At 73.4% G+C, this 21,824-nt stretch carries 20 protein-coding genes and 1 riboswitch; of the genes, 10 read left to right on the top strand and 10 right to left on the bottom strand.

The features are described 5' to 3' along the window. Positions 1–67: 67 nt before the first annotated feature. Positions 68–943, top strand: coding sequence for a type II toxin-antitoxin system RatA family toxin (locus GA0070560_RS19900; protein ID WP_170839494.1), 876 nt, complete (start codon positions 68–70; stop codon positions 941–943). 87 nt (positions 944–1,030) lie between these two features. On the opposite strand, the gene GA0070560_RS19895 is transcribed toward GA0070560_RS19900, so the two are convergent. Together GA0070560_RS19895 and GA0070560_RS19890 are read right to left on the bottom strand one after the other, a co-directional pair. Then, positions 1,031–1,540: a hypothetical protein gene (locus GA0070560_RS19895; protein ID WP_091299936.1), complete on the bottom strand. Its 510-nt coding sequence runs from the start codon at positions 1,538–1,540 to the stop codon at positions 1,031–1,033. Positions 1,541–1,628: 88 nt separating this feature from the next. Next, positions 1,629–3,461: a glycerol-3-phosphate dehydrogenase/oxidase gene (locus GA0070560_RS19890; RefSeq protein ID WP_425412681.1), complete on the bottom strand. Its 1,833-nt coding sequence runs from the start codon at positions 3,459–3,461 to the stop codon at positions 1,629–1,631. A gap of 258 nt (positions 3,462–3,719) precedes the next feature. Here GA0070560_RS19890 and GA0070560_RS19885 point away from each other — a divergent pair, with 258 nt between their 5' ends. The 3 genes from GA0070560_RS19885 to GA0070560_RS19875 all read left to right on the top strand — a co-directional run bounded on the left by GA0070560_RS19885 (position 3,720) and on the right by GA0070560_RS19875 (position 7,505). Continuing rightward, positions 3,720–6,197, top strand: a complete 2,478-nt coding sequence (locus GA0070560_RS19885; protein WP_425412680.1) for a S8 family serine peptidase — start codon at positions 3,720–3,722, stop codon at positions 6,195–6,197. Between the two features lie 46 nt (positions 6,198–6,243). Continuing rightward, the gene (locus GA0070560_RS19880) at positions 6,244–7,164 is read left to right on the top strand and encodes a GNAT family N-acetyltransferase (RefSeq protein ID WP_091299930.1); all 921 of its coding nucleotides are present in this window, start codon (positions 6,244–6,246) and stop codon (positions 7,162–7,164) included. Between the two features lie 98 nt (positions 7,165–7,262). Further along, positions 7,263–7,505, top strand: a complete 243-nt coding sequence (locus GA0070560_RS19875) for a hypothetical protein (RefSeq protein WP_245675605.1) — start codon at positions 7,263–7,265, stop codon at positions 7,503–7,505. 63 nt (positions 7,506–7,568) lie between these two features. On the opposite strand, the gene groL is transcribed toward GA0070560_RS19875, so the two are convergent. The 3 genes from groL to GA0070560_RS19860 form a co-directional block, all read right to left on the bottom strand. Then, on the bottom strand, positions 7,569–9,191 hold the full coding sequence (gene groL / locus GA0070560_RS19870) for a chaperonin GroEL (RefSeq protein WP_091299926.1): 1,623 nt from the start codon (positions 9,189–9,191) through the stop codon (positions 7,569–7,571). 274 nt (positions 9,192–9,465) lie between these two features. Beyond that, the gene (locus tag GA0070560_RS19865) at positions 9,466–10,638 is read right to left on the bottom strand and encodes a hypothetical protein (RefSeq protein WP_091299924.1); all 1,173 of its coding nucleotides are present in this window, start codon (positions 10,636–10,638) and stop codon (positions 9,466–9,468) included. Between the two features lie 108 nt (positions 10,639–10,746). Further along, positions 10,747–10,950 carry a cold-shock protein gene (locus GA0070560_RS19860; protein ID WP_091299921.1) on the bottom strand — a complete coding sequence of 68 codons (204 nt, stop codon included), beginning with the start codon at positions 10,948–10,950 and terminating at the stop codon, positions 10,747–10,749. 220 nt (positions 10,951–11,170) lie between these two features. On the opposite strand from GA0070560_RS19860, the gene GA0070560_RS19855 reads away from it, so the two are divergent. Then, positions 11,171–11,701 (top strand): GNAT family N-acetyltransferase, encoded by a 531-nt coding sequence (locus GA0070560_RS19855; RefSeq protein WP_091299918.1) that lies wholly within the window; start codon positions 11,171–11,173, stop codon positions 11,699–11,701. A gap of 54 nt (positions 11,702–11,755) precedes the next feature. Here the strand turns inward: GA0070560_RS19855 and paaN are convergent, their stop codons facing one another. After that, the gene (gene paaN / locus GA0070560_RS19850; RefSeq protein WP_170839493.1) at positions 11,756–13,429 is read right to left on the bottom strand and encodes a phenylacetic acid degradation protein PaaN; all 1,674 of its coding nucleotides are present in this window, start codon (positions 13,427–13,429) and stop codon (positions 11,756–11,758) included. A 183-nt stretch (positions 13,430–13,612) separates the two neighbouring features. Between paaN and GA0070560_RS19845 the strand changes: the two genes are divergently transcribed. Beyond that, positions 13,613–13,903 carry a hypothetical protein gene (locus GA0070560_RS19845; protein WP_091299912.1) on the top strand — a complete coding sequence of 97 codons (291 nt, stop codon included), beginning with the start codon at positions 13,613–13,615 and terminating at the stop codon, positions 13,901–13,903. A gap of 20 nt (positions 13,904–13,923) precedes the next feature. Here GA0070560_RS19845 and GA0070560_RS19840 read toward each other — a convergent pair whose 3' ends face one another. Both GA0070560_RS19840 and thrC read right to left on the bottom strand, forming a co-directional pair. Then, the gene (locus tag GA0070560_RS19840; protein WP_091300138.1) at positions 13,924–14,943 is read right to left on the bottom strand and encodes a GNAT family N-acetyltransferase; all 1,020 of its coding nucleotides are present in this window, start codon (positions 14,941–14,943) and stop codon (positions 13,924–13,926) included. Between the two features lie 406 nt (positions 14,944–15,349). Beyond that, complete coding sequence (gene thrC, locus GA0070560_RS19835; RefSeq protein WP_091299909.1) at positions 15,350–16,639, bottom strand: threonine synthase; 1,290 nt, start codon at positions 16,637–16,639, stop codon at positions 15,350–15,352. A 10-nt stretch (positions 16,640–16,649) separates the two neighbouring features. Then, a riboswitch (SAM riboswitch) is annotated at positions 16,650–16,782 on the bottom strand. A gap of 161 nt (positions 16,783–16,943) precedes the next feature. On the opposite strand from thrC, the gene GA0070560_RS19830 reads away from it, so the two are divergent. Next, positions 16,944–17,648 carry a hypothetical protein gene (locus GA0070560_RS19830; RefSeq protein WP_091299906.1) on the top strand — a complete coding sequence of 235 codons (705 nt, stop codon included), beginning with the start codon at positions 16,944–16,946 and terminating at the stop codon, positions 17,646–17,648. An 18-nt stretch (positions 17,649–17,666) separates the two neighbouring features. Here the strand turns inward: GA0070560_RS19830 and GA0070560_RS19825 are convergent, their stop codons facing one another. After that, on the bottom strand, positions 17,667–18,965 hold the full coding sequence (locus GA0070560_RS19825; protein WP_091299904.1) for a low temperature requirement protein A: 1,299 nt from the start codon (positions 18,963–18,965) through the stop codon (positions 17,667–17,669). 123 nt (positions 18,966–19,088) lie between these two features. On the opposite strand from GA0070560_RS19825, the gene GA0070560_RS19820 reads away from it, so the two are divergent. Continuing rightward, positions 19,089–19,763, top strand: a complete 675-nt coding sequence (locus tag GA0070560_RS19820) for a hypothetical protein (RefSeq protein ID WP_091299900.1) — start codon at positions 19,089–19,091, stop codon at positions 19,761–19,763. Positions 19,764–19,829: 66 nt separating this feature from the next. Here GA0070560_RS19820 and GA0070560_RS19815 read toward each other — a convergent pair whose 3' ends face one another. Then, the gene (locus GA0070560_RS19815; protein ID WP_091300135.1) at positions 19,830–20,276 is read right to left on the bottom strand and encodes a DoxX family protein; all 447 of its coding nucleotides are present in this window, start codon (positions 20,274–20,276) and stop codon (positions 19,830–19,832) included. A 154-nt stretch (positions 20,277–20,430) separates the two neighbouring features. Between GA0070560_RS19815 and GA0070560_RS19810 the strand changes: the two genes are divergently transcribed. Both GA0070560_RS19810 and GA0070560_RS19805 read left to right on the top strand, forming a co-directional pair. Beyond that, positions 20,431–21,087 (top strand): DUF4232 domain-containing protein, encoded by a 657-nt coding sequence (locus tag GA0070560_RS19810; protein ID WP_245675604.1) that lies wholly within the window; start codon positions 20,431–20,433, stop codon positions 21,085–21,087. Positions 21,088–21,344: 257 nt separating this feature from the next. Further along, entirely contained in the window at positions 21,345–21,821 is a 477-nt protein-coding gene (locus tag GA0070560_RS19805) for a hypothetical protein (RefSeq protein ID WP_091299898.1), read from the top strand. Positions 21,822–21,824 lie beyond the last annotated feature (3 nt).

Here is a 21,824-nt window from a genome sequence, read left to right as displayed (position 1 = left end):
GCTCTTGCTTGCAAAAAACAAGTGGAGGTTCTAGGTTCGGACCCCTCGACGTGAGATGGAGAACGAGATGACGCAGGTGTTGTCCGACCCGGTGCATGCCATCGGTGCAGTGCCGTCCGCACGGCGGCTGCGCGCGGCGCTGCGATCCAACGTGGTGTTCTCGTCGGCGAGCGGGCTGGTACTGCTGACCGGCGGCGTCGCCGCCACGCCCTGGGGTCTGGGGCCGGCGTGGCTGACCCCCCTCGTCGGCGCCGGCCTGCTGCCGTTCGCCGCGGCGGTGGCCCGGATCGCGGTGCTCCCGGCGACCGCGCTGCGCCGGCAGGCCGGATGGGTGATCGCGGCGGACGCCACCTGGGTCGTCGCCAGCCTGATCCTGCTGATCACGGCGGACCTGCCCGCGCCCGGCGCGGCGGTGGTCGCAGCCGTCGCCGCGATCGTGGCCACGCTCGCCGGCTGGCAGACGCTTGGCCTGGTCGCGATCCGCCACGACGACCCGCTGGGCGACCTGGAGATCGTCCAGGCCAGCCGCGTGCTACCCGCCCCGCCGCAGCGGGTGTGGCCGCTGCTGACCGACCACGACCTCTACGGGCGGCTGGCCCCCAACCTGTCCACGGCGCAGGTGATCAGCGAGCCCGACCAGCCGCTGCGCCGCCGCTGCACCGACACCTCCGGAAACGGCTGGGAGGAGACCTGCACCCTGTGGGACGACGGCCGCCGCTACGCCGTCGAGGTCGACACCAGCGACTACCCCTACCCCCTCGCCACCATGCGCGGGCTGTGGCAGGTCGACCCCGACCCCGCCGGCAGCCGGGTCACCATGCGCTTCGCCTACCGGGCGGACGCCACCCTGCGTGGAGGGCTGTTCGCCGTGGTGTTCCGACCCTTGTTCCGACCCGTCCTCGCCCGCGTCTTCAGCGGCTGGCGCAGCCACCTCACCGACTGAGTGCGACGGCACCTGCGCCGGAAGGCGGCCGGGAAGCGCGGCGCATTCCCGGCCGCCTTCCGGTCATCGCCGGCCAGCGGTCGCCACTCAGGCGGTCGGTTCGGCCGGGGTGGCCTGGGTGAGCAACAGCAGGATCTCGTGGGCCACCGGCGGGCGCTCCTCACCGGGGCAGTCCTGTGAGGTGATCAGGCCGACCGAGGTGAGCAGGCTCGACGTCAGAGAGTCGATGCAGGTGGCCTTGTACTTGCGGACCTCGTCGGTCTCCTGGGCCAGCCGCGGGTCGGCGAGCAGCCCGTGCAGCCGCTTGAGCCGCTCCGGGTCGAGCGACCCGGTGGAGGTCACCCCGTCACCGGCGCAGTCGTCGCACTCCCAGCGGCCGTCGGGCTCCACGTTGAGCGAACGGAGCGGACCGTCCTGACCGAGTTTCTGCACCAGGCTGACCCGAGCCACGGCCGGGGACGCCGTCACCGCTGTCCCCTTCGGTTCCCGTGTGGACTCGCCGCCGTCCTGGCCGAACACCGAGCAGGCGGTGAGGGTGACCGTCAGGACGGCACCGGCGGAGACCATGAGCACGCGTGACCACTGAGGGGGAACCACGCGCCGCAACCTACCCCACCGTAGGTAAGAACCGGTACCGGCTGACCGGACGGGCGCCGACGGGTGCAACGTCCACGGGGTCGACCGGTCAGCGGGAGGAGGTCGGGAGTTCGACGCTGTCGCCGTCGACACCCCGGTCCGCGGCGAAGCCCCGCACGTCGGGCGCACCGAGCCGGGCCGCGTCCGCGGTGGCGTCGTCCGGCATGAGCTGGGACTCCCGCTCCGCCTCGACCCGCGCCCGGTAGTGCGCGACCTCCCGCTCCCGGGTGGCCGCGTCCCAGCCGAGCACCGCACCCATCAGCTCCGCCGTGTGCCCGGCAGACTCCAGACCCCGGTGCGTGGTCTCGAAGGAGATCCGGGTACGCCGGGTCAGCACGTCCTCCAGGTGCAGCGCCCCCTCCGCACGGGCCGCGTACGTCACCTCGGCGGCAAGGTACTCCGGCGCGCCGGCCAGCGGGGACGCCTGCAGAGGGTCGGCGTCGATCAGGGCCAGCAGCTCCCGGGTCAGGGTGCCGTAGCGCTCCAGCAGGTGCTCGACCACGCCCACCGGCACGCCGTGCCGGCGGGCCAGGTCCGCCCGGTCCCGCCACATCGCCGCGTACCCGTCGGCGCCGAGCAGCGGCAGGTCGGCGGTGCGGGACGGCCGTACCCCGCCGAGCCGGCGGGCGGCCCGGTCGACCACGTCCGAGGCCATCACCCGGTACGTCGTGTACTTGCCGCCGGCGACCAGGAGCAGCCCGAGCATCGGCTCGAAGACCGCGTGCTCGCGGGAGAGCTTGGAGGTGGAGTCCGCCTCACCGGCCAGCAGCGGGCGCAGGCCGGCGTAGACGCCCTCGATGTCCGCCGTGGTCAGCGGCCGGTCGAGCACCGTGTTGACCTGGTCGAGCAGGTACTGGATGTCGCGGGCGGACGCGGCCGGATGGGACCGGTCCAGCCGCCAGTCCGTGTCGGTGGTGCCGATGATCCAGTGCCCGCCCCAGGGGATCACGAAGAGCACGCTGCTGGCGGTACGCAGGATCAGTCCGGTCTCGCCGGTGATCGCCGACCGGGGGACGACGAGGTGCACGCCCTTGGAGGCGCGTACCCGGATGCCGGGGCGCAGCCCGACGTCGTTGAGCATCCGCGACATGTCGTCGCTCCATACGCCGGTCGCGCCGATGACGACCCGGGCGTGCACCTCGAACTCGGCGTCGGGGGAACCGGGGGCCGCCTCCAGGTCGCGGACCCGGACCCCGGTGACCTCGCGGGCCTGCCGGATCAGTCCGACGGCGCGGGTGCTGGTCACCACCGTCGCGCCGAGGCTCGCCGCCGTGCGGGCCAGGGTGACCACCAGCCGGGCGTCGTCGACCTGCCCGTCGTAGTAGCGGATGGCCCCGGCCAGGGCGTCCGCACGCAGGCTGGGGAAGATCCGCCGGGCCCCCTCGCGGCTCAGGTGCCGGTGCAGCGGCATGCCCCGGCCGCCGCCGAAGACCCCGGCGAAGGCGTCGTAGGTGGCCACGCCGGCGCCGTAGTAGGCGCGGCGGAAGGCGCGGGCGGGCAGGTCGCGCAGACTCTCACCGGCGGGCAGCGGCACCAGGATCGGCACCGGCCGGACCAGGTGCGGGGCGAGCCGGGTGGCGAGCAGGCCGCGCTCGGTCAGCGCCTCGTGGACCAGATGGAACTCCAACTGCTCCAGGTAGCGCAGGCCGCCGTGGATCAACTTGCTGGACCGGCTGGACGTGCCGGCGGCGTAGTCGCGCGCCTCCACCAGGGCCACCTTGAGCCCTCGGGAGGCGGCGTCCAGCGCGGCGCCCGCCCCGGTGACGCCACCCCCGATGATCAGCACGTCGAAGCGCTCGGTCCGGAGCCGGCGCAGGTCGGTGGCGCGGCGCTCCGGGGAGAGCTGGCCGGCGGCGGATCGGGTCAGGTTGGGGTCACGCACCCGTCCACGGTAACCGCCCGGAGCCACGAGCAGCAGGCCCCGATCCCCCGGGCACGCGGTGACACCCGCGCAGTCACGGTCGGTCACCGCCATGACGTCGCACCGACAGTCACTCTCCGTGGTGACCGGGGCGGCTCCGGCCGCCATCGAGGCCAGTCGTGCGCCGGGCGTGGAAGAGTGGCTGCCATGCAGGCCGAGCCTCCCCACCGGAACGTCGGTCCCGCCCCACCCGTCGTCCGGACGGACAGTCCGTGGCCGGTGGTGGCGGCGGTTCTCGCCGGGCTGTGGACCGTCGGGTTCACCGTGCTCAGCCAGCTCACCGGCTGGGTGGCCGACCAGGTCCTGCTCGCCTCCGGGCTGGACCGGGCGGTCCCGCTCTGGCCGATGATCAGCCTGTCCACCGTCCTGCTGGTCGGCGGTCCCGCGCTGGCGCTGGCGCTGCTGCCCCGCTCCACGGCGGTCCGGGCGACCGGCCGGGCGTGGCTGGCGGCGACGTTGGCGCTCGGCGCGCTGGGGCTGCTCCGGGCGGTGCCGCCGGTGCACCACGAGGCGTACCTCGCCGCGCTGGCGACCACCGCCGCGCTGGCCGCACTCGTGGTACGCCGCCTCGCCGGCCGCCGCGCAGTCGGCGGAGCTCCGGCGACGGACCGGCCGGGCGACGGCGCCGTCGCCGCGGAAGCCGACGACCGCACCGTGCGCCGGCCGCCCGGACCGACCCGGTGGACGCCCGGTCCGGTCACCCTGTTCGGGGTGGCCGGCGGGCTGGCCCTGCTGCTGCCCTGGGTCTGGGTGGGGGCGCTCGGCGGGCTGCTGGAGACGCTGCTCGCCGGGCTCGCGGCGGCGACGCTCGGCACGCTGGCCGGGAGCCTGCTCGGCGGCGCCTTCTGGGCCCGCTTCACCGTCGGCACGCCACCCGCACCGGCACGGCTGGTGCTGGTCGGCGGCCTGGTCGCCGGGGTGGTGCTGCTGCCGGTCGCCGCCGGGGTCGGGCACTCCGGCGCACAACTGCCCCTGCTGCTGGTCCTGCCACCGACGGCCTTCGCGCTGGCCGCCCTGCACGCCGCGGCCGTCCGCCGGGCCCAGCCCGGCACGGCGGGCGGCGACCCGGACGGCCGGCCCACGGATGCCGCCGCCCCGGGCGGCGCGGCGGCGGGGGCCGGCTGGCTGGTCGGGCTCGGCGTGCTCGGCCCGCTGGCCCTCACCGACCCGGAGGAGATCACCCTCCTCCTGGCCACCACCCGCGACGTGCCGTTCTGGGTGACGGTGGCCGCCGGGGGCGGGCTCGCCGTCGCGGTCCTGCTCGCCCTCGGGTACGGCGTGCTGCTGGCCCGGCCCGGCACCCGGCCGCCGAGCCGGCGGGTGGCCGCGGTGACCGCCGCCGCGCTGCTGGTCACGGTCGGGGTGGTCGCGGCCGGCCCGGGGCAGCCCGGCCTGCACGGCGAACGGCTGCTGGTGGTGCTCCGCGAGCAGGCCGACCTCGCCGGTGTCCCCGCCGGGCCGCCGGGGCGTGCCGGCCGGGACGCCCGCGCCGCCGAGGTGTACCGCCGGTTGGTCGACACCGCCGAGCGGACCCAGGGCGACCTGCGGCGGGAGTTGGCCCGACTCCGGCTGCGTCCCACCCCGTACTACCTGGTCAACGCGATCGAGACCGACGGCGGGCCGGCGGTGCGGGCCTGGCTCTCCGGCCGGCCCGAGGTGGCCCGGGTGCTGGTCAGCCAGCGGGTCCGACCGGTGCCCGCCCCCGCGCCGACCACCGGGGGCGACCGGCCCGCACCCGGCACGTCGGTATGGAACGTCCGGACGATCGGGGCCGACCGGGTCTGGTCCGAGCTGGGGGTGACCGGGTCCGGCGTGGTGGTCGGCAGCTCCGACTCCGGGGTGGACGGCCGCCACCCGGCGCTCGCCGCCGGATTCCGTGGCGGCGACGACTCCTGGTACGACCCGTGGAACGGCACCCGCGCCCCGAACGACTCCGGCGGGCACGGCACGCACACGGTGGGCAGTGCCGTCGGCCGGGACGGGATCGGGGTGGCCCCGGGGGCGGACTGGGTGGGCTGCGTCAACCTCGACCGTAACCTCGGCAATCCGGCGCGCTACCTGGACTGCCTCCAGTTCATGCTGGCCCCCTTCCCGCCCGGCGGCGACCCGTTCGCCGACGGCCGGCCGGCGCGGGCGCCGGACGTGCTGACCAACTCGTGGGGCTGCCCACCGATCGAGGGCTGCGACGCCGGGGTGCTGCGCCCGGCGACCGCCGCGCTGACCGCCGCCGGGATCCTGGTGGTCGCCGCCGCCGGGAACACCGGCCCGTACTGCGGCTCGATCGTCGACCCGCCCGCGCCGTACCCGGACGTGCTGACCGTCGGCGCGGTGGACCGGGACCGGACGGTCACCGAGTTCTCCAGCCGGGGTCCCGCCCCGGGCGGCGCGGCCAAGCCGGACCTGCTCGCCCCGGGCGCGGGCGTGCTCTCCGCGATGCCCGGCGGCGGGTACGCCACCCTCGACGGCACGTCCATGGCGACGCCGCAGGTGGCGGGCGTGGTGGCGCTGATGTGGTCGGCGAACCCGGCGCTCGTCGGCGACCTGGCGCGTACCAGGGACATCCTCCGGGAGACGGCGAAGCCGGCCGGGGAGAGCACCCGCACCGACGCCGCCCGACAGTCGTGCGAGGGTCGGGACAGCACCGGTGCCGGCGTCGTCGACGCGTACGCGGCGGTGCGGGCGGCCCGCGCCGGCTGAGCGGGTCTTGCGCCGACCCGTGGTGGTTGATCTAGGGTCGGCGACCATGGAGTTCCGCCTCGCCGAACTGCCCGTCGACCGGGTGCCCGACGCCGTCGCCCTCTGCGGGCGCGCGCTCGACCTGCCCGAGGACGCCGCCGAGGCGGCCCCCCTGGTGGACGCCCTCTGGACCCGGGCAGCCGCCGAACGGCCGGTGCTGGCGCTCGGGGCGTACGCGGGTGACGAGTTGGTCGGGGTGCTGATCGGGTCGCTCTCGGCGGCGGACCGCCGGCTGGGGCACGTGGACCTGGTCGCGGTCGCGCCGGGACAGCGCCGCCGGGGCGTCGGGCGGTCGCTGCTGGCCGGGGCGGAGCGGTGGCTCGCCGGGCTCGGCGCGGCCGAGGCGCTGCTGGCCGGGAACCCGCCGTACTACGGCTGGCCAGGGATCGACGTGCGGTACACCCCGGCGGTGTGCCTGGCCCTGGCGGCGGGCTACCGGCAGGACCGTACCGCCTGGAACATGACCGCTGACCTGTCGTACGACGGCTCGCCGGCGCTGCGCACCACGGAGCCGGCACAGACCCGGCTCGCCGGCCGGGGGATCTCGGTACGCCGCGCGGAGCCGGCGGACCTGCCGGCGCTGGTCGCGTTCGCCCGGTCCACCTTCGGTGGCGCGTGGGACGGCGAGCTGACCGGTTCGGTCGGGCGCGACGGCGCGGGCTGCCACCTGGCGGAGCGGGACGGGGAGATCATCGGGTTCGCGGCCTGGGGGTCGTCCCGGCCGAGCTGGTTCGGGCCGATGGGCACCGCGCCTGCGGCGGCGGGATCGGGCATCGGCGGGGTGCTGCTGCGCCGCTGCCTGGCCGACCAACGGGCGGCCGGGATCACGGCGGCGCAGATCGGCTGGGTGGGGCCGGTGCCGTTCTACGCGGGCAGCGTGGGCGCCCGGATCGAACGGGTCTTCTTCCTGTATCGCCGGACACTCTGAGCACAGACTGGTCCGGCATAACGGACAGATCATCATTTAGCGCTGTTCACCCGCGCAGGTGATCGACGCCCCCTACCGTTTCGGTAGAGGAGGCGGCCATGACCACGGACGACGAGCAGACCGACGACGCGGTGCCCGGTGCCTGGACGCCGGTCGGCGACCCGCCCACCCCGGTGCCGTTCGACCGCCGGGACTACGGCGACGCCGAGCAGATGGCGGAGATGACCGGCATCGACGAGCCGGCGGCCGACGAGCCGGTGACCGTGGTGGACGAGCCGGTCCCGGTCCCCCCGCCGTACGACCGGGCGCAGAAGCGGCGCAACCACCGGCCCCTGCCCTGACCGACGCGGAAGGGGCGGACCGCTGACGCGGCCCGCCCCTTCTCGGCGTTGGTGGAACTGGACTCAGAAGTCCATGTCCCCGCCACCCGGACCAGCCGGGGCGGCCGGGGTCTTCTCCGGCTTGTCCGCCACGACGGCCTCGGTGGTGAGGAAGAGCGCCGCGATCGACGAGGCGTTCTGCAGCGCCGAACGGGTCACCTTGGCCGGGTCGATGATGCCCGCGGCCAGCAGGTCGACGTACTCGCCGTTGGCGGCGTTGAGGCCGTGACCCGGGTCGAGGTTGCGGACGTGCTCGACGACAACACCACCCTCGAGGCCGGCGTTGACGGCGATCTGCCGCAGCGGGGCGTCCAGCGCGATCTTGACAATCTGCGCGCCGGTCGCCTCGTCGCCGGTCAGGTCCAGCTTGTCGAAGGCGGTCTTGCCGGCCTGCACCAGCGCGACGCCACCACCCGGGACGATGCCCTCCTCGACGGCGGCCTTCGCGTTGCGGACGGCGTCCTCGATGCGGTGCTTGCGCTCCTTGAGCTCGACCTCGGTGGCCGCGCCGACCTTGATCACCGCGACACCGCCGGCCAGCTTGGCCAGCCGCTCCTGCAGCTTCTCACGGTCGTAGTCGGAGTCGCTCTTCTCGATCTCGGCCCGGATCTGGTTGACCCGGCCCTGGATCTGCTCGGCGTCGCCGGCACCGTCGACGATGGTGGTCTCGTCCTTGGTCACCACGACCTTACGGGCGCGGCCCAGCATGTCGAGGCCGACGGCGTCCAGCTTGAGGCCGACCTCCTCGCTGATGACCTGGCCACCGGTGAGGATGGCGATGTCGGCCAGCATGGCCTTGCGGCGGTCACCGAAGCCCGGCGCCTTGACGGCGACCGACTTGAAGGTGCCCCGGACCTTGTTGACGACCAGGGTGGCCAGGGCCTCGCCCTCGATGTCCTCGGCGATGATCAGCAGCGGCTTGCCCGACTGCATGACCTTCTCCAGGATCGGGAGCAGGTCCTTGACCGACGAGATCTTGCTGTTGACGATCAGGAGGTAGGGGTCGTCGAAGACGGCCTCCATGCGCTCCGGGTCGGTCATGAAGTACGCGGAGATGTAGCCCTTGTCGAAGCGCATACCCTCGGTGAGCTCCAGCTCCAGACCGAAGGTGTTGCTCTCCTCGACGGTGATGACGCCTTCCTTGCCGACCTTGTCCATCGCCTCGGCGATGATCTCGCCGACGCTGGTGTCGCCGGCCGAGATGGAGGCGGTGGAGGCGATCTGCTCCTTGGTCTCCACGTCCTTGGCGAGCTTGAGCAGCTCCTCCGAGACGCTGGCCACGGCAGCCTCGATGCCCCGCTTCAGGGCCATCGGGTTGGCGCCGGCGGCCACGTTGCGCAGGCCCTCGCGAACCAGGGCCTGGGCCAGGACGGTCGCCGTCGTCGTGCCGTCACCGGCGACGTCGTCGGTCTTCTTCGCGACCTCCTTGACCAGCTCGGCGCCGATCTTCTCGTACGGGTCCTCGAGCTCGATCTCCTTGGCGATGCTCACACCATCGTTGGTGATGGTGGGGGCACCCCACTTCTTCTCGAGCACGACGTTGCGGCCCTTGGGGCCGAGCGTCACCTTCACGGCGTCGGCGAGCTGGTTCATGCCCCGCTCGAGGCCGCGGCGCGCCTCTTCGTCGAACGCGATCATCTTGGCCATACGGCGTTGTCCTCCTGGACACTCACGGGCCACCCGAGTGTGTGCCCCGGATGGGCCGCCTGGTGTACGCACCTTGGGACGTCGCCACCTGGCGACGACGACGTCCTTCGGCCGGGCCGGATAGCCCGCGACGACCGGCCATGTGCCCCGGCGACGTTGTGGAACGTCTCCGCGACCGTGGCCCCACCGCCCCGACCATTGGCACTCACGGTGTGCGAGTGCCAATGACTTGTTTAGCACTCTCCCCTGCCGAGTGCAAGCACACTCCGATCCGTCAGCCGAGTTCGGCCGCCAGCCGGGCAGCGTTCACCGGGCCCTCCTGGGCCCGCTGTTCGGCGTACGTGGCGACCAGCCCGACGAGCTGGATCAGCTGGACCGGAAGGGTCAGCACGGACGACACCACGGTCACCGCCACCACCACCGCCGCCGAGGCCGGGGTGCCGAGCGGATCCGCGCCGAACGGGGCCGTCGCGACGGTCTCCAGCACGAAGCCGATCATCCCGCCGGCGAGCAACGCCAGCGCCACCAGGCCGACCCGGCCCAGGACCAGCCCGAGCCGGTCGTGGAAGAACCGGAACGAACGGCCGATCGGGTTCTGCCACTCGAAGAGGTACACCGGGCCGGCGAGGGCGAGCGCGAAGGCGAGGTAGATGCCGGGCAGCACGACGAAGCACACGCCGACCACCACCAGCAGGGAGACCAGCAGCTGCCAGCCCCACAGGCCGAGCGCGCGGCGCACGCCGTAGCGGAACGCGCCGCCGAGGTCGACCGGCTCACCGGCGGCCTGGCGGGTGACCACCCAGGTGCCGCCCGCCCAGCCGACACACTGCACCAGGCTGAACAGCAGGCTGACGAGGAACACGGCGGAGCCGAAGACGGCCAGGTCGCCCAGGAAGCCGTCGGGCAGGGAGCCGTCGGCCGGCAGCGGCTCCTCCCCGCCCGGGGCGAGCGCGAGCGAGACCAGCGAGACGACCAGGCCGGGCAGCACCTGGGTGAGGAACAGCAGCGGCAGCAGCAGCCGCCAGCCGCGACGCACCGCTCCGGCGCAGCGTGCGAACCAGCCGTTGACGCCGGCGTGGGGCGGGTTGACCAGCGGGTCGTCCGGGTCCCATCCGCCCGGACCGGGCCAGCCGTACGGGAGGTGACCGCCGTACGGCGGGTAGCCCGGGGCGAAGCCGGCGTACGGGCCGGCGCCGGGCGGGAAGCCGCCGGTGGGCGGGAAGACGTGACCCGGGGCGGCCGGATCCCACGGGTACGCCGGCTGGCCGGGCACCGGGGCGGTCGGACCTCCCGGCGCGGTGAAGCCGGGCGGGTCGGAGGCCGTGGTGGCCCCGTCGGGCCGGACCGGCGAGTCGGCGGCCGGGTCGGCGGGCTCAGGGCGGTCACCGGGGCCGGACGAACCCACGGAACCGGGCTCGGGAGAACCCGGAGGGGACTGGTCGGACATGGGCCCTCCTCAGCAACGACGGCTGGAACGGCTCATGATCTTCCCTGGCGCCCGCCCGCGCCGCCGCCCCGGGACGGGACGGACCGGCGAGCGGGGCCGGGCGCGGACTCAGGCGATGACGCGGACCCCCTCGGCCTGCGGCCCCTTCTGACCCTGGGCGATCTCGAACTCCACCCGCTGCCCGTCGTCCAGCGCCTTGTAGCCGTCCATCTCGATTGCGGAGAAGTGGACGAAGACGTCCTGGCCGCCGTCGACGGCGATGAAGCCGTAGCCCTTTTCGGCGTTGAACCACTTCACGGTGCCCTGTGCCACGGTGCACTTCCTCACTCTGCGCGGCGTTCCACAACCCCGGAGGCCGGCGGGCCGGCACCGGACGACCACCGTTCGGCGATCGGCGACGGCCGCTGAATCGGTGACCGAAATCGCACGCTACACGAGGAGTGACGACGGCGCACGACCACAAATCGGGCATATTTCGGCCCAGGGTCACCGCCACCTCCATCGGTGACGGTCACTGGGGTATGCAGGTGACATGACACCACCGCCGGCCCCGTCGGACACCCGGACGGCAGCCGTGCGGCGGGTCCGCCCCGCCGACGCCGCCCGGATGCGGGCGCTGCGGTTGGAGATGCTCGCGGACTCGCCGCTGGCCTTCCTGGAGACCGTCGCGCAGGCCGCCGCCCGCCCGCACGCCGACTACGCCGCCCGGATCGCGCACGTCTCGCAGGGCTGCCAGACCGCCCAGTTCGTCGCCGACCCCGGCGGCCGGCTGGTCGGGCACGCCGGCGGCACCGTGTCGCCCGACGAGCCCGGCCTGACCGTCGTGTACGCCGTCTACGTCACCCCCGCCTGGCGGGGTCGGGGCCTGCTCGGCGCGCTGATCGACGGGGTGGCCGTCTGGTCGCGCCGGTGCGGGCGCCCGGAGCTGATGCTGGAGGTGGTGGTCGGCAACGACCGCGCCTACCGGGCGTACCGGCGGCTGGGCTTCACCGACACCGGGGTGCGTGTCCCGCACCCGACCGTCCCCGCCCTGCGCGAACTCCAGATGCGCCGCCCCGCCTGACCGAGAGGGCTTCCGGGGCAGCCCGCCCCGGAAACCCCCACCGTGACCAGAAGATCAGACGTGCCGACGGCTCTGCACGACCCGGAACCGGTTCGCCACGTACGCGCCGTCGGTCAGCGCGGCGTTGGCGGCCGGGTTGGCGCCGCTGCCGTGGAAGTCCGAGAACGCGGCCGACTGGTTCACGAACACTCCGCCGGTCAGGTTGCAGGACAGGTGCACCCCGACGTCGATCGCGGTGGCCTCGGCGGCGTCCAGCACCGACTGGTCGGTCGAGTAGACGGCGGCGGTCAGCGCGCCCTTCTCCCCCACGGTCGAGCGGAGGATCTCCAGGCTGTGCGCGGTCGAGTCGGTGGCGATGACGAACGAGATCGGCCCGAACCACTCCCTGCCGTACACCTCGGTGTCCCCGGCGGCCAGCTTGACGATGGTCGGCGTCCGCACCACCGCGCCGGGCAGCGACGGGTGCTCGACGGTGCGCGACTCCAGCACCGCCTCGCCGACCTTGGTGACCTCGTCGAGGCGCTCCAGCACACCGTCGTTGACGATCGCGCCGGTCAGCTCGACGCCCCGGGCCGGGTCGGCGGTGAGCTTGCCGACCGCGGCGGCGATGCCGGCGGCCACCTCGTCGAAGCTCTTGTGCCCCTGGTCGGTGCCGATGCCGCCGGCCGGGATGAGGATGTTCTGCGAGGTGGTGCACATCTGGCCGCTGTAGAGCGTGAGCGTGAAGCCCAGGTTGCGGCACATGCCGGCGAAGTCGTCGGTGGAGTCGACGACGACCGCGTTGAGGCCGGCCTTCTCGGTGTAGACGGCCGCCTGCCGGGCGTTCGCCTCCAGCCAGTCGCCGTACTCGGTGGAGCCGGTGAAGTCGACGATCTTGACGGCCGGGTGCAGGGCCAGCGTGGAGGCGAGCTTCTCGCCCGGCGCCTCGGGGGCGAGCAGCACGAGGTTCGGGTCGAAGCCGGCCTCGGCGAGCACCTCGCGGGCGTACTTCACGGTGATCGCCAGCGGTAGCACCGCGCGCGGGTGCGGCTTGACCACCACCGGGTTGCCGGTGGCCAGCGAGGCGAAGAGGCCCGGGTACGAGTTCCAGGTCGGGAAGGTGTTGCAGCCGATCACCAGGGCCACGCCCCGGGGCACCACGTGGAACGTCTTGGTCATCCGCAGCGGGTCGCCCTTGCCGGCCGCCTTCTCCCAGCCGGCCGTCCCCGGGTGCCGGGTCATCTCGGCGTACGCGTAGGCGACCGCCTCCAGCGCCCGGTCCAGCGCGTGCGCGCCGCCGGCCTGGAAGGCCATCACGAACGCCTGGCCGCTGGTGAACTGCACCGCGTTGGCCAGTTCGAAGATGTGCCGGTGCAGCCGGGCCAGGATCTCCAGGCAGACGCCCACCCGGGCCTGCGGGCCGGCGTCGCGCCAGGCCGGCAGGGCGGCGGTGGCGGCGGCGACCAGCTCGTCGGCGCCCGCGTGCGGGTAGCGCACGTTCAGCTCCAGCCCGAACGGGCTGGTCTCGGTGGCGACCCGGTCGCCGTCGCCGGGCTGGTCGAGGGGAAAGTCGCCGTCGAGGTACGCCTCGAACGCCACCTTGCCGTCGGCGGCGGCGGTCTCGCCGTACACCCGGGGGCTGGGGGACTCGGGGTAGGCGGACCAGTACGCCCGCTCCGTGATCGCGGTCAGCGCCCGGTTGAGGGTGTCGGCGTGCCTGTCGTACAGGGCCTGCGGGGTCTCCGTCATGCCCGCCATCATGCAACAGCCGGCCACCAGATCAGTAGGGGCGTGTCACAACTCGGATCGTCGTCGGCCACTCCCGCCGGGCCGCCCGCCCGCCGGTCCCCGCCGACGGCCGGCATGACCGGACCGGTGCCGGGTAATCCGCGCCGACGGTGTCAGGAGACAACCCGACAGGAGGTGGCCAGGATGTCCTTCGTCCAGGTGATCGAGTACGAGTCGGACCAGCGGGACAAGGTGCGGGAACTCAGCGAGCAGTGGGCGCAGGAGCAGCCGGACGGCGGGCCCAGCCGGTTCGTGATGGCGGAGGACCGGGAGCGTCCGGGCCATTTCGTCATGGTCGCCGAGTTCGACAGCTACGAGCAGGCGATGGCGCACAGCGGGCGGCCGGAGACCGGCGAGTACGCCGAGCGGATGCGGAAGCTGGCGAAGGGGACTCCCCGCTACGTCAATCTGGAGGTCGCCCACGAGGAGGGCTGACCGCCGGACCTGCCGGGAACTCAGAGCGTCAGCTGCCACTCCGTCGAGGCGTCGATCGGGCGGAAGCCGACCTGCTCGTTGATCCGGATCATGTGGGTGTTCTCCGCCGCGTTGTAGGTGTCGATGGCCCGCAACTCCGGCTCGTGGGCGAGGGCGTGGCCGAGGTTCTCGATCTTGGTGAGCAGGCCGAGCCGGTGGCCCCGGTGCTCCGGGTCGACGATGGTGATCTGCTGCCAGGCGTGCCAGGTGCTGCTGGCCACCAGGCTGACCAGGGTCCAGGCGGCCAGCCGCCCGGTCGCCTCGTGCACCGCACCGACGTGGTAGCGCCGGGTGCCCCGCGCATCCAGCGACCGCTCCATGCCCCGGATCCGCTCCGCGTCGATCTGCTCCTGCTCCCACTCCAGGTCGCCGGTGGGCGCGTCGGTCATCAGCCGGCTCTCCAGGTAGGCGACGTCGGCGACGTACTCCTCGGGGGTCCCCTGCCGCCAGCGGACCGTGCGGTAGCCGGCGGCCGCACCCCGGGCGTCGGCCGCGAGGGCGTCGAGCGCGGCCCGGTCGAGCGTGCTGAGGTCGAGCCGGCGGCGGATCTCGACGAGCACGGGACGCGCGCCGAGCGCGGCGGCGAAGGCGTCCCCGGCCGGATCCCGCTGCGGGCCGCCCGGCAGGGCCGACACGGTCGAGCCGACCACCCGTTTGCGCCCCGCCTCGCGGAGCAGCCGCAGGCCGTGCTCGTACAGCGCCCGGCCCACGCCCCGCCGCCGGTACGCCGGGTCCACCACCAGCTCGACGACGGCGTTGTCGGTGTTGTCCAACTGGGGAAGATCCAGGCGGAGCGAGCCGGCCGGTGCCCCGTCGAGCCGGGCGATCACCCGCCGGATGTCGACGCCCGGCATCGGGTGCCGGATCATCGCCTCGAAGCGCTGCCGGCAGTACGGCGGGAGGTCCGGCGGGCCCGCCGCTTCGGCGGCGGCTCCGATCCGGTAAGCGGCCTCGACGGCGGCCGGGTCGGCGAGGTCGAGCGGTGCGACGTCGATGCCCATGCCGGCGAGCCTGACCGACACACAGCGAAGGGGCCAGCGAATTTCCGCTGGCCCCTTCGGACGTTGGTCGGGAGGGACGTCCGCACAACGCCTCCGGCGTTGGGTCGCAAGAACTTGAAAAGTCTCCGGCGGATGCCCTCCCGCACCGAGCATCTTGCGCCGTCCGGTTCCTGTCGTCAAGTCCTTGTCGGCGGTTTTTCCGCACTCACAGCGAAAAGCCAGTTACCCGGCGGATCGACCCGATCCCCCGTCCGGGCGATCCACCCTCCCCCGACCGCCCCCTCTCCCCCGGCCGGAGGCCATGGCGGCGACATGGCGGTATCGGGATCGCCCCGACAGCGCCCTGTCGCCGCCATGGAGTCGATCACTCGCATGGGGGCGGCGGCAGCCGGCCCGGCGGCGCGGGTCAGGAGAGGAGGCCGGCGTCGCGGGCGGCGCGCAGGGACGGCTTGATGCGGTGGGTGGGGCCGACCTGGCCGGCGACCGCGTCGATGGTCTTCAGGCCCTCGCCGGTGTTGAACACGACGGTCTCGGCGGTCGGGTCGAGCCGGCCCGACTCGACCAGCTTGCGCAGCACCGCCACGGTCACCCCGCCGGCGGTCTCGGCGAAGACCCCGGTGGTACGGGCGAGCAGCCGGATCCCCTCACGGATCTCCTCGTCGTCCACGTACTCCATCCAGCCACCGGTACGGCGCACCGCCTCCAGCGCGTACAGGCCGGCGGCCGGGTCGCCGATGTTGAGCGACTTGGCGATGCCGGTCGGCTTGACCGGGGTGATGGTGTCCCGGTCGTCGTGCAGGGCGGTGGCGATCGGGTTGCAGCCCGCGGACTGCGCGCCGAAGACCTTCCAGCCACCGGCCGGGGCCTCGACCAGGCCGATCTCGACCAGCTCGGAGAACGCCTTGTCGACCTTGGTGAGCAGTTCGCCGCTGGCCATCGGGATGACCACCTGGGCCGGGATGCGCCAGCCGAGCTGCTCGGCCACCTCGTACCCGAGGGTCTTCGAACCCTCGGCGTAGTACGGGCGGACGTTGACGTTGACGAACGCGGTGTCCTCGAACTCGTCGGTCTCCACCAGCTCGCCGCAGAGCCGGTTCACGTCGTCGTACGAGCCGTCGATGGCGACCAGGTCGCCGCCGTAGACCGCGGTGGTGACGACCTTGCCCTGTTCCAGGTCACCGGGGATGAAGACCACCGAGGGCACCCCGGCCCGGGCGGCGTGGGCGGCGACCGAGTTGGCCAGGTTGCCCGTCGAGGCGCAGGCGAACCGGGTGAAGCCGAGCGCCCGGGCGGCGGTCAGCGCCACCGAGACCACCCGGTCCTTGAACGAGTGCGTCGGGTTGGCGCTGTCGTCCTTGACCCACAGCGGCGCGGTGATGCCCAGTTCGGCGGCGAGATCAGGGGCGGCGACCAGCGGGGTCAGCCCCGGGTCGAGGGTGACCCGGGTGGCCGGGTCCTGCCCGGCGGGGAGCAGCGCGGCGTACCGCCAGATGTTCTGCGGGCCGGCCTCGATCTGCTCGCGGGTGACGGTGGCCAGCGCGGCGGCGTCGTAGTCGACCTCCAGCGGCCCGAAACACTCGTAGCAGGCGTGCTGGGCGGCGAGCGGGTAGCGCGCCGAACAGGCGCGGCAGACCAGGGCGCGGGCGGGGCCGGCGGTGGTGTCGATACCGGGGGCGGCGGGAAGCGTCGACGTCATGTCGAGAGTCCTCTCATCTTTCCCCGCATCGCACCCTGCGGCGGGGACGGAATTGGCACCTGCCCGCGCCGGCTCGTCATCGAGCGTGCGGGTGGTTGCCGGGGCGTCGTCGGGCCGTATCCCTCAGCCCCTCTGGATGAGGTATGCAGTTGTGCCGCCGAGTCTAGGCGGATCCGCCACGCTCGCCCACCCGGGTTCCCACGGTGTGAGCCATCCCGCCGGCCCGCCGCGACTGCCCGCCCGGGCCGGTGGCGGGGGGTCGATACGGTGCGGACACCGATCATCGAGAGAGGAACCTCCGCCCATGCGCCGGACCCTGCCGAGCTTCGCGGCCCTCACCCTGGCCTGCCTGCTCACCGCGTGCGGAGGTGACTCCGGTACGGCGGCCAGCGCGTCGACCACGGTCACGCCTGCGGCGCCGACACCCACCGCGTCCACCCCGGCCGCGATCGCACCGAGCGCGGACACCGCCAGCGCAACGCCGACCGGCGGCAGCACCCCCGCCAAGCCCGCAACACCGAGGCCGAAGCCGCCCACCAGGCCCGCGCTCACCTGCGCGCAGCTCGCGGACGCGCAGCTCGGCAGCGCCGCAGCGCCGTACAACGGCTATCCCGACCACATCCCGCTGACCGCGGGGGTCTGGAACGGCGAGGACGGGGCGACCGTCGAGCTGCAGAAGCCCTGCGCCACCGGCGACCTGGACGGCGACGGGGCGGCGGACGCGGTCGGCACGGTACGGCTGCGGGCCGGCGGCACCGGACAGTTCTGGACCGTCGTGGTGTGGCGCAACTCCGGCGGGGAGCCGGCCTACCAGGCCCTGCTCGACCTGGGCGACCGCACCCCGGTGACCTCGGTCAGCGTCTCCGGGCAGCGGGCCACCGTCGTCTGGCTGACCCGCAGCGACGGCCGGAGCATGGCCGAGTTGGACATCCGGCGCACCTCCGTCTACCGGCTCTCCGGCACGACGCTGGTCGAGGTGGGCCACACCGACGCGCCGTACACTCCCTGACGCCGTCGGCGGCGCCGGTCACCGCCGACGGCGCCGCCACTCGGTCTCCCGGGCCTCGTGCGCCTCGCGCTCCTCCTGGATCGCCTCGCGCAGCGCCTCCCGGGATTCGGCGAGGAAGACGATCTCGGCGATGACCACCCCCAGGCAGATCAGGGCGAGCAGTCCCAGCACCACCACCGCCGGGAGGCGGCCGGCCAGCGGTGCGGTCCCGGCGACCAGCAGCACCCCGGCCACCCGGGTCCAGACCACCGTGCCGAGGGCACGGAACTGGAACGCGATCAGGGCGAGCAGGTACAGCGCGACCCCGACGTAGAGCAGCGTGCCGCCGAGTCCGTGCACCGGCATGAGGACGTGGGCCTCGCCGGTGCTGAGGAACCGCACCATCTCCTCGCCCCCGGCGGCGAGCAGGATCAGGCCCGCGATGATCGGCAGGTGCAGGTAGATGTAGCCGTCGCGGGCCAGGGCGACCCGCTCCCGGTTGGGCAGGGCGTGGATCGTCAGCTCGGCGGCGAAGGCCAGGCTGTCGAAGTAGAGCCACCAGAGGCTCGCGATGACGACCAGCCCGACCAGCGAGGCGAAGAACGCCGGCCAGGTGATCGGCTGACCGAGCACCCCGCTGCCGATGCCGATCGAGATGATCAACTCGCCGAAGGCGATGATGACGATCAGCTCGAACCGCTCGGCGAAATGGCCGGGCGCGGCGAGCCGCCACCCCGACAGTCCGACCACCAGGCCGGTGCCGTACTCGACCAGCACCGCAAGCGTCCACAGCCCGATCCGGACGCCGAAGGTGTCGAGGTCGCCGGGGAACCAGGGCAGGAACGCGGCGACCAGGAGCAGTCCGGTGGAGACGAACACCGCCGCGCCGATGCGGTTGAGCTGGCGTCGTTCGACGGGCACCTGCCGGACGGCGTACCAGTGCAGGCCGAGGTGCAGGCACCGGAGCGTGAAGTAGCAGATCGGGAAGAGCACCGGCCCGGAGAGGCCACCGGGCCGGTCACCGAAGGCGTGCGGGATGGTCAGGGCGATCGCCAGCGCCGCCCCCATGGCGGCGAAGGTCACCAGCGGGCCGATCCCCTCCGCCAGCCGTACCCGCTGCGCGGCCAGCATGTGCGCCACCCAGCAGAGCCAGAGCAGTGCGAGCACCAGCAGTCCCTTGACCAGACCGTGGGCGGTCAGGTCCTCGGCCACGTACCGGGAGAGGTTGAAGAAGCCGTAGACGAAGATCAGGTCGAAGAAGACCTCGACCCGGGCCACCCGGGTCCCGGCGGCGACCGTCCGGATCGGCTCCCTCCGGGACGTCCTGGGCTTGCTCATCAGCGCGAGTGTGGCAGCCGGACCGGCCGGCCGGGACCGAAACGGACGAACCGCCGGCAGCCACCACGCACTGGCGGGGCGGGACTACGGTACGGGTTCCGCGCGGGAGAGGAGTGTCGGAGGATGCGTCGGAAGCTGGTGCCGGTGGTGGCGCTCGCGATGGTCTGCCTGCTGGCCGCGTCCGCCTGTGGGTCGGGTGGCAGCGCCAGGAAACGTTCCCGCTCCACCGACCGGGCACCGGCCGCCGCACCGGGCAAGAAGAAGGACCCGGACGTCGACGCGACCCTGTCGGGCGCGACGCCCGGCCCGACCGCGAGCCGGCGCAGGGACGTCCGGCTCAGCTGCGACGACCTCGAGGACGCGCAGGTCGGCAGTCGTACGGTCCGCTACCGGGGCCGCCCCGAGCCGGTCACCCTGGACGACGGGACCTGGCGGGGACGCGACGGTACGACGGTCACGCTGCACAGGGCGTGCGGTGTCGGCGACCTGGACGGCGACGGGGTGGCCGACGCGGTCGGCGCGGTCGCGCTGAACAGCGGGGGCAGCGGCGCCTTCTTCACCCTGGTGGCCTGGCGCGGCAGCGGTGGGGAGCCGGTGTTCCGGGCGCTGGCGGACCTCGGTGACCGTACGCCGCCGGAGCGGATCAGCGTGGCCGGTCGGAAGGCCACGGTCGTCTGGTTGACCCGGTCGGCCGGCCGGAGCCTCGCCGAGCTGGACGTTCGGCGTACCTCCGTCTACCAGCTCTCCGGCGCGAAGCTCGTCGAGGTGAGCCACACCGACCAGCCGTACGCGCCCTGACGGAGGGGGCACGTCGCCGGAGACCCCGGGGGGGACCGGCATCCGGCGACGTGTGCCGCGGTCGGGTCAGACGGGGACGGAACTCCGCCCGGACAGCGGCGCCACGGCCTCGCCGCGCCTGCGGCGGATCAGCGAGTCGAGTGCCCACGGACCCGGGCCGAGCACCACGACCAGGGCGAACGACCAGCAGAAGAGCGCGGCGAGCTCCCCGCCGTTACGCAGCGGCAGCAGCCCTTCGGGCTGGTGCACCACAAAGTAGGCGTACGCCATCGAGCCGGACGCGACGAGCGCGGCGGGTCGGGTGACGAGCCCGGCCAGCACCAGCGCGCCGCACAGGACCTGGATCAGCGCGGCCCACCAGCCCGGCCACTGGCCGACCGGTACGGCTTCGCCGCTGCCGCGGTTGCCGCCGAAGACGCCGAAGAGCGACGCCAGTCCGTGGCAGAGGAAGAGCAGGCCGACGACCATGCGGAACAGGGACAGGGCGGGACCGTTCAGACGGTCGAGATTCATCGACACCTCCAAGGAATGGGACGGGTCATTCCAGGATGAGGCATAGATGCATTGAAGTTAATAAAATCTTTGCTGGTGGGAAGATCCCCGGACGGGACGCCGGAAGGCGGCGAAGCGCCCCCACGGCAGGTCCCGGCCGTGCCAGGATCCGACGGTGACGAGGACGAGAGCGGGCCATCTGTCCACAATCGCCGCCGCCGCGCTGGTCGCCGGCTGCGCAACCGGCCCCGCGCCGTCCGCCGCGCCCGCGCCGACCTACCCGGCGACCACCGCGCCGACCAGCTCGCCCACCACCGCCGCCCCACCGTCCGACCACTGCCCGCCCGGCGGCGTACGGATCACCGAACTCGGGGTGAGCGCCGCCATGGGACTGCGGGCGATGGGCATCGAGCTGGTCAACTGCGGCAGCACGCCGTACCGCCTCAAGGGCTGGCCGGTCCCCCGACTGCGCGACGCCGACGGGGACCCGATCGAGGTCCGGATCGTCCAGGGCGCACACGAGATCACCGCCGGCTTCGACGCCCCTCCCCGACAGCTCGTGCTCCGGCCCGGGGAGCGCGCCGGAGCGGCCCTCATCTGGCGCAACCTGGTCGACAACCCCACGGTGCCAGTGGCCGACGGCCGACTCCTGGAGATCGCCCCGGCGGCGGGCCGCCCGGCGGTCCCGGTCGACCTCGACGGCCCGATCGACCTGGGCAACACCAACCGACTCGGGGTCAGCGCCTGGAAGCGAAAGGGAGAGCCTTCACCGAGCGTCCCACCGACCAGCGCACCGACCGAGGCCACCCCTTCGCCGGACAGCCGACTCTGAACCTGCGGCGACGCGGCCCCGCACCATCGGTGTCAGCTTCTCGACTCGCCACGAATGGCGGGACTGCGCAAACGTACTCCTGTCCGATAGTGTCCGGCCCGACACAGAGAGCGAACGCGTCTCGCATCGACGTCGGAGGGTTCCGTGGCGAGCACCGAGGGAGTCAGGACAGAGTTCGCGGAAGCCACGGAGCAGATGAGAGCCATGCTCCACCTGATTCCCGCCAGCGCTCGCGCCGAGCAAGAGGGGGCATGGGTGTGAGCCGGCAGATGTCCCGCTTGATGACGGCTGCCAATCTCGGTGCCCTGCTGTCACCTCTCGCTCAAGCGGTGACCCTGGGCGGCATCACCTGGACCACGAAGAACCGCGTGGTCCGGGAGGGCACCATCCGGGTCGACACCACCATCACGGCGCTGGCTCCGTGTCGGCTCCGCATGACGGTCAACGAACTGAGGCCGAGCGAGCCGGCACTCCAGTACCTTGCTGGCGACGGGCGCCTGGGCTTCTCCGCCCGCCGGCTGTGCCTCAACACCCCACATCGCCCCTTTCCTGGCACGCACAAGCATCGGAGCGAGCCCGGCGGAGGTGACGAGGGAGCCTACGAACCGGACGACATCCCCGCTGTTCCGTTACAACCCAGGGTCGCACCCGGTACGTATCGTGCAATCCTGGAAGCGTTCGCTGCGGAGTGCTTCATCGCGATCGGGGACGACTTCATCTGGCGAGAGCCGTGAGGA

The organism is Micromonospora halophytica (assembly GCF_900090245.1).
In the GTDB taxonomy this organism is placed as follows: Bacteria; Actinomycetota; Actinomycetes; order Mycobacteriales; family Micromonosporaceae; genus Micromonospora; species Micromonospora halophytica.
Note: the sequence above shows the minus strand (reverse complement) of the source record. Positions and strands in the feature narration are given on the sequence as shown.

Excerpts from the sequence above, each read along its gene's own strand:
- GA0070560_RS19900 (WP_170839494.1), top strand. The coding sequence starts at position 68 with ATGACGCAGGTGTTGTCCGACCCGGTGCATGCCATCGGTGCAGTGCCG.
- GA0070560_RS19880 (WP_091299930.1), top strand. The coding sequence starts at position 6,244 with ATGGAGTTCCGCCTCGCCGAACTGCCCGTCGACCGGGTGCCCGACGCC.
- GA0070560_RS19875 (WP_245675605.1), top strand. The coding sequence starts at position 7,263 with ATGACCACGGACGACGAGCAGACCGACGACGCGGTGCCCGGTGCCTGG.
- groL (WP_091299926.1), bottom strand. The coding sequence starts at position 9,191 with ATGGCCAAGATGATCGCGTTCGACGAAGAGGCGCGCCGCGGCCTCGAG.
- GA0070560_RS19865 (WP_091299924.1), bottom strand. The coding sequence starts at position 10,638 with ATGTCCGACCAGTCCCCTCCGGGTTCTCCCGAGCCCGGTTCCGTGGGT.
- GA0070560_RS19855 (WP_091299918.1), top strand. The coding sequence starts at position 11,171 with ATGACACCACCGCCGGCCCCGTCGGACACCCGGACGGCAGCCGTGCGG.
- paaN (WP_170839493.1), bottom strand. The coding sequence starts at position 13,429 with ATGACGGAGACCCCGCAGGCCCTGTACGACAGGCACGCCGACACCCTC.
- GA0070560_RS19845 (WP_091299912.1), top strand. The coding sequence starts at position 13,613 with ATGTCCTTCGTCCAGGTGATCGAGTACGAGTCGGACCAGCGGGACAAG.
- GA0070560_RS19840 (WP_091300138.1), bottom strand. The coding sequence starts at position 14,943 with ATGGGCATCGACGTCGCACCGCTCGACCTCGCCGACCCGGCCGCCGTC.
- thrC (WP_091299909.1), bottom strand. The coding sequence starts at position 16,639 with ATGACGTCGACGCTTCCCGCCGCCCCCGGTATCGACACCACCGCCGGC.
- GA0070560_RS19830 (WP_091299906.1), top strand. The coding sequence starts at position 16,944 with ATGCGCCGGACCCTGCCGAGCTTCGCGGCCCTCACCCTGGCCTGCCTG.
- GA0070560_RS19825 (WP_091299904.1), bottom strand. The coding sequence starts at position 18,965 with ATGAGCAAGCCCAGGACGTCCCGGAGGGAGCCGATCCGGACGGTCGCC.
- GA0070560_RS19820 (WP_091299900.1), top strand. The coding sequence starts at position 19,089 with ATGCGTCGGAAGCTGGTGCCGGTGGTGGCGCTCGCGATGGTCTGCCTG.
- GA0070560_RS19815 (WP_091300135.1), bottom strand. The coding sequence starts at position 20,276 with ATGAATCTCGACCGTCTGAACGGTCCCGCCCTGTCCCTGTTCCGCATG.